This window comes from Enorma burkinafasonensis, assembly GCF_902150035.1.
Lineage (GTDB): Bacteria > Actinomycetota > Coriobacteriia > Coriobacteriales > Coriobacteriaceae > Enorma > Enorma burkinafasonensis.
In genome coordinates, this window is sequence record NZ_LR597504.1 from 86,367 (window position 1) to 102,048 (window position 15,682).

Annotated in this window: 13 protein-coding genes and 1 tRNA gene; 12 read left to right on the top strand and 2 right to left on the bottom strand. The window is 65.6% G+C overall.

Annotated elements, in window-relative coordinates; all coding sequences use genetic code 11:
* Positions 1-9: 9 nt before the first annotated feature.
* From FS885_RS03685 to FS885_RS03715, 7 genes are all read left to right on the top strand, one after another.
* Positions 10-2,451: an InlB B-repeat-containing protein gene (locus FS885_RS03685; RefSeq protein ID WP_144743656.1), complete on the top strand. Its 2,442-nt coding sequence runs from the start codon at positions 10-12 to the stop codon at positions 2,449-2,451.
* A gap of 282 nt (positions 2,452-2,733) precedes the next feature.
* A complete protein-coding gene (locus tag FS885_RS03690) occupies positions 2,734-3,000 on the top strand; it encodes a TIGR03905 family TSCPD domain-containing protein (protein ID WP_144743657.1) in 267 nt (88 codons plus the stop codon).
* A 559-nt stretch (positions 3,001-3,559) separates the two neighbouring features.
* Positions 3,560-4,261, top strand: coding sequence for an RraA family protein (locus tag FS885_RS03695; RefSeq protein WP_144743658.1), 702 nt, complete (start codon positions 3,560-3,562; stop codon positions 4,259-4,261).
* Between the two features lie 57 nt (positions 4,262-4,318).
* Positions 4,319-5,569, top strand: a complete 1,251-nt coding sequence (locus FS885_RS03700) for a dicarboxylate/amino acid:cation symporter (protein ID WP_144743659.1) — start codon at positions 4,319-4,321, stop codon at positions 5,567-5,569.
* A 69-nt stretch (positions 5,570-5,638) separates the two neighbouring features.
* Positions 5,639-6,832 (top strand): pyridoxal phosphate-dependent aminotransferase, encoded by a 1,194-nt coding sequence (locus FS885_RS03705; protein ID WP_144743660.1) that lies wholly within the window; start codon positions 5,639-5,641, stop codon positions 6,830-6,832.
* Between the two features lie 272 nt (positions 6,833-7,104).
* Positions 7,105-7,974, top strand: a complete 870-nt coding sequence (locus FS885_RS03710; protein ID WP_186365768.1) for a MurR/RpiR family transcriptional regulator — start codon at positions 7,105-7,107, stop codon at positions 7,972-7,974.
* A 19-nt stretch (positions 7,975-7,993) separates the two neighbouring features.
* Positions 7,994-9,250, top strand: coding sequence for a hypothetical protein (locus FS885_RS03715; protein WP_246060754.1), 1,257 nt, complete (start codon positions 7,994-7,996; stop codon positions 9,248-9,250).
* Between the two features lie 2 nt (positions 9,251-9,252).
* On the opposite strand, the gene FS885_RS03720 is transcribed toward FS885_RS03715, so the two are convergent.
* Complete coding sequence (locus tag FS885_RS03720; RefSeq protein ID WP_144743662.1) at positions 9,253-9,900, bottom strand: GNAT family N-acetyltransferase; 648 nt, start codon at positions 9,898-9,900, stop codon at positions 9,253-9,255.
* Positions 9,901-10,058: 158 nt separating this feature from the next.
* Here FS885_RS03720 and FS885_RS03725 point away from each other — a divergent pair, with 158 nt between their 5' ends.
* The 5 genes from FS885_RS03725 (at position 10,059) to FS885_RS03745 (ending at position 15,413) form a co-directional block, all read left to right on the top strand.
* Positions 10,059-10,787, top strand: a complete 729-nt coding sequence (locus FS885_RS03725; RefSeq protein WP_144743663.1) for a response regulator transcription factor — start codon at positions 10,059-10,061, stop codon at positions 10,785-10,787.
* A gap of 11 nt (positions 10,788-10,798) precedes the next feature.
* Entirely contained in the window at positions 10,799-12,493 is a 1,695-nt protein-coding gene (locus FS885_RS03730; protein ID WP_144743664.1) for a sensor histidine kinase, read from the top strand.
* Between the two features lie 94 nt (positions 12,494-12,587).
* Positions 12,588-13,466: a phosphoribosylaminoimidazolesuccinocarboxamide synthase gene (locus FS885_RS03735; protein WP_144743711.1), complete on the top strand. Its 879-nt coding sequence runs from the start codon at positions 12,588-12,590 to the stop codon at positions 13,464-13,466.
* Positions 13,467-14,123: a hypothetical protein gene (locus FS885_RS03740; protein WP_186365770.1), complete on the top strand. Its 657-nt coding sequence runs from the start codon at positions 13,467-13,469 to the stop codon at positions 14,121-14,123.
* Between the two features lie 9 nt (positions 14,124-14,132).
* Complete coding sequence (locus FS885_RS03745; protein WP_144743665.1) at positions 14,133-15,413, top strand: aminopeptidase; 1,281 nt, start codon at positions 14,133-14,135, stop codon at positions 15,411-15,413.
* Positions 15,414-15,526: 113 nt separating this feature from the next.
* On the opposite strand, the gene FS885_RS03750 is transcribed toward FS885_RS03745, so the two are convergent.
* A tRNA-Lys gene (locus tag FS885_RS03750) sits at positions 15,527-15,599 on the bottom strand.
* Positions 15,600-15,682: the final 83 nt, after the last annotated feature.

The window sequence follows — 15,682 nt, forward strand, 5'->3', positions numbered from 1 at the left end:
AGGGTACCCATGGTTGCGCTGGGTCATGCAGACGTAAATCGGAAAGGAAGGCGTAGCTGCTGGTTGGCCTCCGCCGTGATAGCCTGTGCGACTGCGCTGCTAATCTTCATGGCGGCACCCTCCACAATCTATGCCGATACGCTGGCATCCAATGAGACCCGCCAGTTCGGTGACTTCAAGGTGAAGACGGGGGCGGGCGAGACCGCTGACGTGAGCTGGGACGGGGGTAACCGACGCCTCACGGTGACGAGCGGGTCGCTCACGGTTTCCAACACCAACCCGTCGACCGCGACCAACGATGTGATCTACATCTGCGGGACCGATGGAAGCGTTCCCATCGAGCTGACGCTCGATGGCGTGAACATCGCCACGACGGAGCGGAATCGCTCGCCCATCGAGATCGACAACCATGCCACGTCCAACGTGGTGATTAGGCTTGCGGGCGAGAACACTCTGAGCGCTTCGGGCGATATCGCTGCGGGAATCGAAAAGAGCAATGGGCAGAGGGGCGATGACCCCAATGTTGCGAGGCTCAAGATCACGAGCGCCTCGGGCGACGGTTCGACCGAAGGCGTGCTTCGGGTGACGACGAGCGGTAGGTGGGCGTCTGCCATCGGTGCCGCTGACACCAACACCGTTGATGGTAAGAACGGAGACTGCAAGGGCATCACCATCGCAGGCGGTACAGTGCATGCGAGTGCAACGGGAGGGATGTCGTCGGGAATCGGTGCAAGCGGACACGGATCTGCGTGGGATATCTCCATAACAGGCGGGGTGGTGTATGCCTCCTCGATCGGGGATGCGGGGATATATTACACCTGGAATTCGACCATCACCGGTGGATACGTTGTCACCGGTGCTTGGGAGGGGAACGCGCCCACAGGTGGCATGGTGAGCGTGGACAAGGGTGCCAACTTCGTTGTGTACGGCAACACGAGCATGCCTTTTAATGTGACCGTTCCCAGCAACGGGACGCTCACGGTGAACGACGGCGCGACGCTCACGATTCCCCAAGGGACCACGTTGACCAACGACGGGATCATCTACAACAACGGGGGCATCGTCGTCGAGGGCCAGCTGATCAACAAGGGCACGATCTGGAACGGCGGCTCACTTGGCGAGGTAGACGGATCGGGTGCGATTCTCAGCCAATTTGTAGAGGTGACGAGCGGTAGCGGCACCGGTGCCTATGAGGCGGGCGACACGGTGACCATCAAGGCGGATGAGTTCGATGACGGCCGTGTGTTCGATCATTGGGAGGTTACCCACGGCAGCGACGTGACGTTCGAAGATGCCTGCAGCGCAACCACTACGTTCACCATGCCGGACGGCTACGTCAGGATCCGCGCGGTGTACGTATACGTTCAGGCGACCGTGACATACGAAGATGGCACCGAGGGCAGGATCACGGTGTCGGAACCTGGCCGTCCCCTAAATCCTGATGGTTACAGCAACTGCACCATCACGCTTTCCGAGACGTATCCCTACGGAGACAACTGGGCCATCTACGTTTACCGCGCGAGCGATGTGGTTCTCGACCTGTCGGGGCGGTCGGTGCGCTTGAATGAAGGGCCGGGAGGAACATCGACCATACGAAACGGTGCGATATCAGTACGAGATATGATTCTCTACAGACAGACACTTACGCTCGAGCACGTCGATGTGACTGGTGAGGATTACTCGGAGATAGCTCTCTCTAGTAATTCTGTGCTCATTGTCGGCGAGGGTGTGACATTCTCAAACGGTGTGAACTTCTACAACAATGGCGTTATCCGCAAGCTCTGCACCGACGAGCGGGCGTACGACGGCACGGTCGAGCTAATGCACGATGTCGGTTCCGATGCGCGCATCGAGAACGACAACTTGGTCTACACCTGCGAGCGGTGCGGGCAGGCGGTGAGCGAGGCATGCAATGAGGTGCGCGATCCTTCGCTGGCCCTCGAGCTCGAGCAAGATCCTGTGTACGACGGCGAGCCCATCTCCGCGACGGTTGCAGCCAAGCGCGGGGAGGAAGACGTGGCGGATGAGGTGATCTTGTCCTACCGTGCCGCCGACGCGGCGGGAAGCGTCCCGTTCACGGATGGCCTGCCCTCAGCACCCGGCACGTACGTGGTCCGCGCCGTTTTGCCCGCTGCGTTGGTCCGGGCAAAGGACGGTACCGTCGTGGGTTACAACAGCATGGAGGTTGAGCGCGAGGTGGCCATCGCCGCTGAGGGCCAGGGCGGATCCAGCGACGAAGGGGGCACGGGAAGCGGCTCTCACGGTGATTCTGTTCACGGAGACCAAAGCAATCAGCCCGGTGACGGGCAGCCCGAGGGTACTGGGGACTTGCTTGCCTCCACGGGAGATCCGCTTTCTGCGGTCGTCGCTGCATGCATGGGGTTTGGCGGAATATCGGTGGGTCTGGGTGCTGTGCTCCTGAGGAGCCGCCGTATGTCGAATAGGGTATAGAGAGCATTCGCGGCCAAGGAGGCACGCGTCCGTGGCTGAAAGGCGAGCCGGGCCGGCTGGTGCAGCCGGGCGCGTCAACGCCCCGCGCCGGCTATTCGTGCGATTCAATCTGCTTTTTGGCTGGTCCGCGCCCCGTGGCCTTGCATCGGGCTGTGCAGCGGGTAGCATGGTTGCAGCACCGAGCCATAGGGGCGGGACGTGAGCGTGCACAGGGCTGGGCGCCGGCGTCCCTGCGCCTCGCCAAGATAGCCGCTTCTTGTTCGCAGGCATAAGGAGAAACCAATGGTAGAGATCGACTTCACGCCTCGCGGCGTATGCTCCAAACGTATCCACGTCGCGCTTGATGATTCGGGCGAGACCATCGAGCGGGTTTCCTTCACGGGCGGCTGCAACGGCAACCTCAAGGCCATCTCCAAGCTCGTCGCCGGCAGGCCCGTCGACGAGGTGCGCTCGCTTCTGCGCGGCAACACCTGCGGCCCGCGGCGCACGTCGTGCGCGGACCAGCTGTGCTGCGCTCTCGATGCCGCGCAGGAGGAGGCGCGGGCCTAGGGGCCGGCTGCTGGCGAGGGCTGTGCGCGCCGAGGCGCGATGGCTCTTCGTCGAAAACCAGGCGACGGCAGCTGCCCAAGCTGGCTGCGCGAGCCGTCGACCCGGCATCGAAACACACGACCCGCGTTCTTCAGCCTTCGAGGTGTGGGGAGCGCGGGTCTTTCGGTTCAGGGATATGCCTCCGTTTCGCGCATAGAGGCGGGAGGCCTTGCTGTCTGTGAAGCCCGAGTTTCATTGCCGCTGCCTTTTGAAGTCCGCTGACCGCCATGACCGGAGCGCTCGAGCTCATACCGATTTAGAGCATCTAGCACGATAAATGCCAGGCGCCTCCTTTGAGCGCACCGCTTGCGGATAGCAGGCTACCGTTCACCAAAAGTTTCTTCATATCAAAGCAAGAAGAAAATCCTTCAACTAAACTAACTACGAAGTTTTTTCTCCGGCAGGTTAGTGATTCGCGCCAGCCGAGGGAAAGATGGAGCCGACGTCTGACGGGCCCATAGGGCGTCGGCTCGCGAGGTCTTTCCCACACCGGGGGAAACGAGGGAATTGGAGGTTCCTTATGCCCGTAGGCAACCGCGTGTATCAGCAGAGGAAGATGCCCGATCCCGCTCTGGTCGAGGCCTTCGCGAAGCTCCCGACCGCGAACATCGCCGACACCATGAACCGCTCCTGCGCCTGCAACCCGCGCATCAGGCTCATGTCCGATCCCGCCCAGCCCATCACGGCGGGCCCGGCCATAACCGTCAAGACCCGCGCCGGCGATAACCTCATGATCCATGCCGCGCTCGAGATGGTCCAGCCCGGCGACGTCCTGATCGTGAGCAACGAGGGCGACTCCACCCGCTCGCTCATGGGCGAGATCATGTTCACCCTGGCACGCTACCGCAAGGTGGCGGCCATCGTGCTCGACGGTCCGATCCGCGATGCCGACGCCGTGGCCGAGATGGACTACCCGATCTACGCCACCGGCTCCACCCCGGGCGGCCCCTACAAGGAGGGCCCGGGCGAGGTCAACGTCCCGATCTCCTGCGGCAACCTCGAGGTCAACCCGGGCGACATCATCGTCTGCGACGGTGACGGCGTGATCTGCGTCCCGCGCCAGGACGCCGCCGAGATCCTCGAGAAGGCCCAGGCGCTCTCCGCGAACGACCACAAGAAGGTCGAGGCCGCGGCGACCGGCACCTCGAAGCGCCAGTGGGTCCCCGACACGCTCGAGAAGAAGGGCGTCGAGTTCATCGACGCGTGCTACGGCGAGGCGTAGGCGACGCGTCCTCTCGCATCGTACGACCCACCGATCTGATTTCTGAAAGGAACGCGCATGCTGAAAGCTATCTTCAACAGCAAGCGGCTGCCATGGTACACCACGGCCGCCCTCTTCCTGGGCATCGGCTACGGCCTGATCGCCCCCGACATGGCGCTGGCGAGCAAGTGGCTCGGCGACATCTTCATGAACCTCATCAACATGGTCGTCGTCCCCATGGTGCTCTTCAGCATCATCTCCGGCATCGCCGGCATGAAGAACATCCAGCGCCTCGCCTCCATCGGCGGCCGCGTCATCATCGTCTTCATCGTCGTCGTGTTCATCGGCTGCCTTCTGGCATGGCCCATCACCGAGCTCATCAGCCCGGGCGTCGGCCTGAACTTCACGCCGACCGAGGAATATGACGCGTCCGGCCTCGGCGAGGTCTCGATGCTCGACTTCTTCGCGAACATCGTGCCGTCCAACATCATCCAGGCCATGGCCGATGCTGACTTCATGCAGGTCATCTTCTTCGCGGTCGTGTTCGGCATCGCGCTCGTGCTCCTCGGCGAGATGGGCGAGCCGCTCGCCAACATCTGCGACCTCGTCGCCCAGACCATCTACAAGGTGCTCGGCATCGTGCTGTGGTACATGCCCATCGGCGTCTTCTGCCTCATCGGCTGGACCGTCGCCGAGTACGGCCAGGTGCTCTTCCAGGGCCTCGCGATGTTCGTGCTCACCGACGTCACGTGCTGCCTGTCCGCCTTCGTGGTCCTCATGGCGATCACCTGTGCCTACACGCGCATCAACCCCTTCAAGCTCATCAAGAGCATGGTGCCCATCATCCTGAACACCGTCTCCACCAACTCCTCCGCGGCCACCATCCCCATCACGATGAACGTGACCACCGAGGACCTGCGCGTGCCCAAGACCATCGCGAGCTTCTCGATCTCGCTCGGCCCCACCATCTGCAAGGCCGGTGCCGGTCTCTACAAGGTCGTCCTCCCGCTGTTCGTCGCCCAGATGTACGGCATCGACCTCGGCTTCGGCCAGGTGTTCACCTGCGTGCTCATCTCGACCTTCATGTCGATCGCCACGCCCGGCATCCCCGGCGGCGGTGTCGCCACCGGTGCCGTCATCCTCGGCATGATGGGTCTCCCGCTCGACATCATGGGCGCCATCGCCGGCCTCTACCGCCTCATCGACATGGGCCACACCACGCTCAACGTCGCCGGCGGCCTCTTCGGCACCCTCATCGTCGCCAAGGAGACCAAGATGTGGGACGCGAGCGAGGCGTTCAAGCCCGCCCTCGAGGGCGAGACCGAGTAGCGGCCGCCGTCCGCACCCCCGAATACCCAGATATCGCTTCGATCCAGTGCTTCGTTGAAAGGACATCCTATGGCAACCAGACTAGCCAGGCGCATGGAGCAGATCAGCGGTTCCCCCAGCTCCGCCCTCATCGCTCGCGTCGCCGAGCTGCGCCGTCAGGGTGAGAACATCGTCGGCCTCAACATCGGCGAGCCCGATTTCGGCACCCCGCCCGCGGCGAAGGTCGCCGGCATCAAGGCCATCTGCGAGAACTTCACCAAGTACACACCCGGCGCCGGCATCGCCGAGCTGCGCGAGGAGATCATCAAGAAGCTCAAGCGCGACAACGGCCTCACCTACGACATGAACGAGATCGCCGTCACCGTGGGCGCCAAGCAGGCGATCGCGAACGCCCTGCTCGCGCTCGTCGACGAGGGCGACGAGGTGCTGCTGCCCGTGCCGTGCTGGGTGAGCTACACCGAGATGGTCAAGCTCGCCAACGCCACCCCGGTCTTCGTGCCCGTGCACGACGACTACACGCTCGACCTCGACGCCATCGAGGCGGCCATCACCCCCAACACCCGCGCCATCGTGATCTGCACGCCCAACAACCCCACGGGTGCCGTGTACAGCCGCGAGAGCCTGCAGAAGCTCGCCGACCTCGCCATCGAGCACGACTTCATGGTCATCGCCGACGAGATCTACGAGCGCCTGATCTACGACGGCTACGAGCACGTGAGCATCGCCTCGCTCTCGCAGGAGGCCTGGGAGCACACCATCACGGTGAACGGCATGTCCAAGGCCTTCGCCATGACCGGCTGGCGCATCGGTTACGCGGCCGGCAACAAGACGGTCCTGAAGGCCATGAAGGCGCTGCAGACCCAGCAGACCTCGGCCACGAGCGCCATCTCGCAGAAGGCCGCCGTCGACGCGCTGAAGTACGCCGAGCCCGACGTCGAGGCCATGGTGGCCGAGTTCGCGAAGCGCCGCGACCACATCATGGAGCTCATCGAGGGCACCGAGGGCTTCTCGTGCCCGACCCCGCACGGCGCGTTCTACGCGTACGTGGACGTGACCCCGCTCTTCGGCAAGAAGGCCGGCGACCAGGAGATCGCAAGCTCCATGGACCTCGCGGCCTACCTGCTCGATGACGCCAAGGTGGCGCTGCTCCCCGGCGAGAACTTCGGCTTGGGCGGCAGGATCCGCATGTCGTACGCCACCTCGATGGAGAACCTGGACGAGGCGTTCAAGCGCATGCGCGCCTCCCTCGCCAAACTCTCCTAGGACCTTGTGTTTCCGGTCCGCGCCATCCCCTCCTGCGGACCTTCCTGTGGTGGGCGCGAGCGGGAGCTGATTCCCAATCGTGTGGAAACGGGGGAGCTGGTCTCTACCGGCTCCCCATTCTTGTGCGAAAATTTTTCTTCAGGTACATTTCATGGCGCTACCTGTAACTGCATCGTGTAGCCTCCCGTTACGGTGCCAGCGCGGCGCCGGCGGATGTCGCAGCCAAGATGTTGCAGGCATTGCGTCGTGTCGCATCGCGGGAAGGGGACCTTTTGACATCGGCTGTACTCACGGACATCAAATCCAAGGTCAAGGACCTTAACCTCACCCAGACCGAGAAGGCGATCGCCGATTTCCTCTTCGACAACTATGACAACCTCGCCTTCTTGACGATCTCGGACTTCGCGACGCGCAGCAAGACGAGCGAGGCCTCGGTCATCCGCTTCCTGCGCCGTCTGGGGTTCTCCGGGTACTCGGAGTTCAAGCAGGTGCTCCAGGGTGACTTCATCGGCCGCAACGCGGAGGCGCTCACCCCGGGCCAGAAGTACCGCAGCGAGAACGGTAACCTGCGCCTGAGCGACCTCGCCAACCGTGTCGTCCTCCAGGCGATCGAGAACCTCTACCACACGTTCGAGCAGATGGACTCGGAGGGCACCTCGATCAAGGAGGTCTCCCACCTGTTCGCCAGCTCCAACCGTGTGTACGTCGGCGGATTCCGCGGCCCCCATTGCTGCGCGAGCTACCTGGCTCAGCGCCTCAACCTCCTGCGCGGCAACGTCGTGCTTCTGGAGAACTCGAGTGCCGACGCCATCGAGCGGATCGCGGACTGCACTGAGGGCGATTGCGTGGTCGTCTTCACGTTCCCGCGGTACTCGACCATAGGCGGCTCGATGCTTGAGATAGCGAAAGGTAAGGGCGCCACGACCGTGCTCGTGACGGATAGCGTTTCCTGCCCGTTTTCTCGCCATGCGGACCACCTGTTCTCGGTTGCGGTCGAGAGTGCGGGCTTCAGCAATTCGTACGTCGCGCCCATGGCGCTCGCCGATGCGCTCATCATGAGCGTCCAGAAGCAGACCGCCGGCGCGAGCGAGCAGCGCCTCGACCTCATCGAGCGCTATCTGGCCGAGCACGATTGCTACTAACGATAGGGTTACGACGTCTATGAGCATCTTCGGCAACAAATTGCGCGGTGACGCGCCCGCGGGGGCACCTGCTCCGCGCGGCGGCATCTCACGGCGAGCGTTCACGGCGGGAAGCCTCGCGGCGGGCGCCGGGCTCGCGGCGATCTCGCTCGTGGGCTGCTCGTCCGAGGAGTCGGCTCCCGCGACGGGCGACCCGCAGGTGGTGACCGACGACTCGCAGATCATCGCCGTGATGGACGGCGACTACGAGAGCGTCGACGCCACGCCGGCGGTGTCCTACGCCTGGACGCTCCCCTTGGGCACCATGCTCTTCCATACCGGCGGGGGCTCCTGGGCGGCGGCGCTCTTCACGCCCGCCTCGGCCGGCAACGCCAACACGCTCGGCATCGTGAGCCTCGCCACGGGCAACCCCAGCACCCTCATGGAGACGCCCACGCAGGGCGCCCGGTACGATTTCTTCGACGTGCGCTGTTCGAGCGGCGTCTACGCGTGGGTCGAGATCAACTACACCGACCGCAGCTGGCTGCTCCTCGCGCAGGAGCTTTCCAACGGCTCGCTCGTGGGCAAGGCCGTGAAGCTCGACGAGGGCGACGCCGATTGGGAGCCGCCGCGCTTCACCACGTGGGAGTCGAGCGTCATCTGGCAGAAGATGCCGCTCGCGACCGGCTCGAAGTCGTCCTCCTACTCGCATTGCTACCGCTGGACCGTCGGCTCCGACCAGGGCGTGGAGATCCGCGAGTCGCACGGGCGCTTCGCGACCGCGCCGCGAGTCGCCGATGGCATCCTCACCATCACGCCGCGCGTGCACGAGGACGAGGGCACCTACTACGGCATGACGGCGATCGACCTTTCCGACGAGTCGTTCACCCAGATCGACCAGCTGGTGCTACCGCGCTCGGTGTCGCCGTTCGACGCCGTCTACGTGAACGAGGTCTTCGCCTTCTCGATCGAGGCCTCGTACAACGGCGTGGGGAGCCTCGGCAACATGGGGACCTACATCGGCCGCGAGGGCGGGCCGTACATCTACCTGCGCCGCGAGCCGCTCGCACAGGTGACGGCCCGGGGCTCGCGCTACCTCGTCAAGTCACAGGCGTCGAACATCCTGGTGGATACCGAGGAGCAGACCTTCGCCGTCATCACCGCGCCCGACCGCTCGCTCGATTTCGGCGACTGGCCCGCGACGGAGGGCGTCTCGGACCGCTTCGTGACGTATGCGACCGTGCGCGACGAGACCGGCGTGCCCGCGAGCGTGTCGGTGCGCGTGTTCGGGCTGTAGGCCTAGCCGGAGCGTCCGGCGAGCTCGGCGTTCGCCGCGGCGATGATGCGCTCCGCCGCGCCCGCGTCGAGCGGGCGGATGGGGGAGGGGAGCGCCGGCGCCTCGCCGAGGCACTTCTCCAACCAGACGATACCGAGCCAGCGGCCGAGCTTGTGGGCGCACGAGGGGAACAGGGCGCGCTGTATGTAGCCGTGCCGCTCGTGGAACGCGATGGAGCCGGCGTTCTCGGCACAGATGCAGGCCTCGGCGTTCACGATGCCCTGGGCGGCCATGAGGCGCTCGAGCGCGTCGATGAGGACGGCGCCCAGGCCCCGCCCGCAGAGCTCGGGCGCAAGGTAGATCGAGGTCTCCGCCGACCACTGGTAGGCCGCGCGGTGGCCGAAGGCGCCGTAGTAGGCGAAGCCCACGATGCGCGCGCCCAGGGCAGCGGCGCCGGGGGCCGTGGGGTCGCAGCCGTCGCGGCCACCGGGCAGCTCCTCGAGCAAGAGGTAGGCGTAGCGGCCGAGCGTCTCGGCGATGCGCCCGGTGAACTCATCCACCGTGGGCACCGCGAGCTCGAAGCTCACCGTGGTGCGCTCGATATAGGGGGCGTACACCTCAAGGATGCCCGCGGCATCACCGGGCGTGGCGGTGCGGATTTGGTATGGCATGGAGCCCTCCGGAAGAAAAGGGCGCGTTAGGGGAATAATGTCCCAAACCGCGCCGCCGAGACGTGCGCGCGGCCCGCCCGCGCGCTTGCATGACCAGTCTAGCGCCGCGTGCGGTACAATGTGGATGTTCTTTCGAGATGAGACAAGGAGGCCTGGTTATGGCTTCGGACGCAAAGAAAATCCTGCTCGTCGAGGACGAGAAGGCCATTCGCGACGCCGTCGCGGCGTACCTCGAGCGCGAGGGCTACTGGGTCGTCGGCGTCGGCGACGGTCAATCGGCCGTTGAAGAGTTCGAGAAGCATCAGTTCGACCTCATCGTGCTCGACCTCATGCTCCCGAAGCTCTCGGGCGAGCGCGTCTGCCGCGCCATCCGCGACACCTCCGATGTACCCATCATCATGCTGACCGCCAAGGGCGAGGTCGAGGACCGCATCATCGGCCTCGAGCTCGGCGCGGACGACTATCTCATCAAGCCCTTCTCGCCCCGTGAGCTGGTGGCCCGCGTGCGCGCCCTGTTCCGCCGCGCACACCAGAGCGATGAGCCGCAGATCGAGGTGCTCGACTTCGGCGACCTGGTGATCGACATCTCCGGCCACAAGATCCTGGTCGAGGGCAAGGAGGTCGACCTCACCGCCTCCGAGTTCAAGCTGCTCACCACCCTCGCCCGCCATCCCGGCCGCGTGTACAACCGCATGGAGCTCGTCGAGAAGGTGCTCGGCTACGATTTCGAGGGCTACGAGCGCACCATCGACAGCCACGTCAAGAACCTGCGCGCCAAGCTGGGCGACGACCCCAAGCATCCCAAGTGGCTCTACACCGTGCATGGCGTGGGCTACCGTTTCGAGGCCCCGGCCCAGAACGCAGACGACAAGGCTGCCGCTAAGTAGAGAGGGCGCCCATGCTGCCCGCGCGCGTGGAGATCGGACAGAGGCATAAGCAGAGCGACGAGGCGAATTCCCCGGCACGGTGGAATACGCCTCGTTCCGATGGACGCACCGGCATGAGCTACACCTCGCGCATGGCAGCCTCGTTCGCCCTCACTTCGGTGATGACGGTCGCGGTGCTCGTGACCGTGGTCACGGTGGTGTGGAGCGGCGTGTTCACCGACTACACGCGCGAGAACATCACCGAGATCGCGCAGCTCACCGCCCAACGCCTGGCGGAGTCCTATGAGGAAGACGGCGTGTGGAGCACGGAGTTCCTCGCGTCGGTCGCCGAGTCGAGTCTGGTCTCGGACGATATCGGCATGCAGGTCGCCGACACGGACGGCACGATCCTCTACGATGACTCGTGGCCCGCAGCCGCGATCGCCGCCGAGGTGCGGCGCAGCCAGGATGCCGCCGAGGCTGAGGCCGCCGCCGAGGCCGCTGCGGAAGCGGGCGCCGGCGCGGGCGAAGGCGCCGACACGGCGGGCGACGCGACGGCAGACGGCGACGCCGCGCCCGAGCTCACGGAGGGGACCGCATCCGAGGAAGAGGATGACGAGGAGGTCGACCTCCACGGCCTCACCTCGAGCGCCCCGACCGACGCCGCGGCTTCCGTCACGCGCGACATCGTGCTATCCGATGGCGAGCCGGTCGGTCAGGTGCGCCTGTGGGTGCTCGGCTCCGACGCGCTGCTCAGCCGTGCCGACACCGCCTTCCGCGAGCGCACCTTCAACGCCATGTTCCTCGCCGCGGTCATCGCGGTGGCGATCTCGCTCATCATCGGCTTACTCGTCTCGCGGATGCTCACCAACCCGCTGCGCCGCATCACCGGCACCGCCAAGCAGATCCGCGACGGCGACCTCTCGGCCCGCACGGGCCTGCGCGGCGACGACGAGATCGACCGGCTCGGCGAGACCTTCGACGAGATGGCGACCTCGCTCGAGAAGGACCTCAAGCACGAGCGCCGCATCACCTCCGACGTCGCGCACGAGCTGCGCACCCCGCTCATGGCCATGCTCGCGACCGTGGAGGCCATGCAGGACGGCGTGCTGCCTGCAGACGACGAGCACCTGGAGACCGTCGCCTCCGAGACGCGCCGCCTCTCCCGCCTGGTCCAGCAGATGCTCGACCTCTCGCGCATGGAGAACCGCACGGCCCCGCTCAAGCTCGAGCCGGTGGACATCGTCCCCTTCGTGCAGCGCATCGTCGACAGCCAGCAGCAGCTCTTCCAGGCGCGCGATCTGCGCCTGCGCTTCGCCGACGAGATGCAGGGGCGCCCCGCCACCATCGAGGTCGACCCGGACATGATCACCCAGGCCGTCATCAACCTGCTGAGCAACGCCATGCGCTACACGCCCGAGGGCGGCTGGGTCGTGGCGTCTGTCGCGGGCGACCGCCGCTACATCATGATCTCGGTCAAGGACACCGGCATCGGCATCGCCAAGGAGGACCTGTCGCGCATCTTCGGCCGCTTCTGGCGCGCCGACGCGAGCCGCGCGCGCGAGGCGGGCGGCCTCGGCGTGGGCCTCTCGGTGACCAAGCAGATCGTCGAGCGCCATCACGGGTTCATCTCGGTCGAGTCGGAACTTGAAAAAGGTACGACCTTTACGATTCATCTCCCGCGTGAGGCCACGCCGGAAGCTTCATCCTCTACAATAGAGCATTAGGTTGCCGCACCTGCCGCCCGCATCCGCGCCAGGGCGCCCGGTGCCGGCCCGCGTACACCACTATCGGATAGAGGAGTTGACTCTCGTGGCCCACATGGAACGCCGCCCCGACTCGCACGGCAAGGTTCGCGATATCTACCAGGCAGGCGACAACCTGCTCATGGTCGCGACCGACCGCATCTCCGCGTTCGACTACATCCTGCCCGACGAGATCCCGTTCAAGGGCGAGGTACTCAACCGCATCTCGGCCTTCTGGTTCGAGAAGTTCGCCGACCTGGTGCCAAACCACCTTGTGAGCATCGACGTTGCCGACTTCCCCGCGGAGTTCGCCGAGTACCGCGACTACCTCGCCGGCCGCTCCATGCTCGTGCGCCGCGCCGAGCCCATCATGATCGAGTGCATCGTACGCGGGTACCTCACCGGCTCGGGCAAGAAGACCTACGACGCTGACGGCACCGTGTGCGGCATCAAGCTGCCCGCCGGCCTCGTCGAGGCCTCGAAGCTCCCCGAGCCCATCTTCACGCCGTCCACCAAGGCCGCGATCGGCGACCATGACGAGAACATCTCGTTCGACCGCACGGTCGAGCTCGTGGGCGCCGACGTGGCCGAGCAGATCCGCGACCTCTCGCTCAAGATCTACACCGCCGCGAGCGACTACGCGGCGACCCGCGGCATCATCATCGCCGACACCAAGTTCGAGTTCGGCATCATCGACGGCAAGGTCACCCTCATCGACGAGTGCCTGACCCCCGACTCGAGCCGCTTCTGGCCCGCCGACTCCTACGAGGAGGGCAAGGTCCAGCCGAGCTACGACAAACAGTATGTTCGCGACTGGCTGCGCGCCAACTGGGACATGACCGGCGACGCGCCGCACCTGCCGGCTGAGGTCGTCGAGGGCACGTCCGCGCGCTACCGCGAGGCGTACCAGATCATCACCGGCACCGAGTTCGCAAGCATGAAGGAGAACGCATAAGTGAGCATCCGTAGCGCCAACAACAAGCGTACGCAGAACCATGAGTACACCGGGGCGGCCCGCAGGTCCGCCTCGTCCGCCAAGCCGGCCCGCGCCGCGGCCAGCTCGGTGCGCGTGGTGCCCGCCACGTCGAAGGAGCGCCGCCGCGAGCTGCAGCAGGGCGAGTCGCTCGAGGGCTTGTCCAAGGAGGAGAAGAAGGCCCGCAAGCAGGAGATGCGCCTGCGCGAGGACCGCATGATGTCCGCGGCCAACATCCTCATGAAGCGCGACGACGAGTACAACAAGAAGCGCTACATCTTCTGGGCGCTCGTCATCGTGGGCATGGTCGTCGCCCTCGCTGTGTGGCTGCTCATGTCCTTCTCTCCCACGATCGGCCAGAGCCCGGTCGTCCAGTTCGGTGGCATCATCATCGCCTACGCCGCGGTGATCGGCGGCTTCATCTACGACCTCGTGGCGATCCGCCCCATCCGCAACTACTACAAGGCGACCGTCGCCGGCATGACCGATCGCAAGGTCCTCGACGTGCTGGAGGAGTCCGCCAAGGAGGACGAGCGCAAGCGCGCGGAGAAGAAGGCCGCCAAGGACGAGGCTCCCGCCGAGGAGGCCGAGGCGCCCCGCAAGCGCGGCCCCAAGAAGAACCATCGCTCGCGCCACTAGGGAGCAGCTATGATCAAGGCGGCCCTGACCGTTGAGGACGCACAGGCCGGCATGCAGGCCATAGCGCCCGCCATCGAGCGCTACGCCCAGCTCATCGTCCGCAAGGGCGTGAACGTCAAGCCGGGGCAGGAGGTCGCGATCCAGGCCCCGGTCGAGTCGGCGGCGTTCGTGCGCACGCTGGTCGCCGAGGCCTACCGCGCCGGCGCCGGGCACGTGACCGTCATCTGGGGCGACGACGCCGTCTCGCGCCTGACCTACGAGAACGTCGACGTGTCATGGTTCGAGGAGACGCCTGCCTGGCAGCGCCTGCAGCTCGACTCGCTCGCCGAGGCCGGGGCCTGCTTCATCTTCCTTGAGGGCGCCGACCCCGAGGCGCTTGCCGGTATCGACCCGGCCAAGCCCGCCGCCGCCTCGAAGGCGCGCAACACCCAATGCGCCGTCTTCCGCCGCGGGCTCGACTTCAACCTCAACCCCTGGTGCATCGCCGGCGCGCCGGTTGCCGCCTGGGCGCGCCAGGTGTTCCCGCGCGTGCCCGACGAGGTCGCCGTCTACAAGCTCTGGTGCGAGATTCTCGCGGCCGCCCGTGCCGACGGCACCGACCCCGAGAGCGACTGGGAGCTCCATGACGCGACGTTCGAGAAGAACCTGCGCTTTCTGAACGAGCGCCACTTCGACGCGCTGCGCTACGAGTCGGCGAACGGCACCGAGCTCACCGTCGGCCTCGCCGACCGGCACATCTGGGCGGGCGGCAAGTGCGAGACGCCCGACGGCCACGAGTTCTTCCCCAACATCCCCACGGAGGAGGTCTTCACCTCACCGGACCGCCTGCGCGCCGAGGGCATCGTGTACTCGACGATGCCGCTCATCCACCACGGCAACAAGGTGAACCGGTTCTGGCTGCGCTTCGAGGGCGGTCGCGTGGTCGACTACGGTGCCGAGCAGGGGCTCGAGACACTCCGCAGCATCATCGAGACCGATGAGGGGGCGCGCCGCCTAGGCGAGGTCGCGCTCATCTCCAAGAACACCCCCATCCGCGAGAGCGAGACGCTGTTCTTCGACACCCTCTACGACGAGAACGCGAGCTGCCACCTGGCGCTCGGCATCGGGTTCCCGGAGTGCTACGATGGCGGCTACGACCTCTCGCCCGAGGAGCTGCGCGAGCGCGGCGTGAACACGTCGAGCACGCACGTCGACTTCATGATCGGGGCGGACGACCTTACCGTGACCGGCATCATGGCCGACGGCACCGAGGTCCCGGTGTTCGTGAACGGCCAGTGGAGCTGGGAGTAGGGATAGGGGCCCCTGTGCCGCGTCCATGATGCGCGGGCGTTGGCCATCGTAACGTTTCTGCATTGCAAAACGGGCCGGCACCTTGCGTGCACGGCCCGCGGGCGTCTTCGGGGTGGGCCGTTAGGGGTTCGAACCCTAGACCTTGGGATTAAAAGTCCCCTGCTCTGCCAGCTGAGCTAACGGCCCGTGAGCGCTATTGTAACACGGTGGCGTAGATGCCGGGGCGCGGCACCCGTGCGCGCTCGCCCTGCGCCTAGGCGACAAATGCG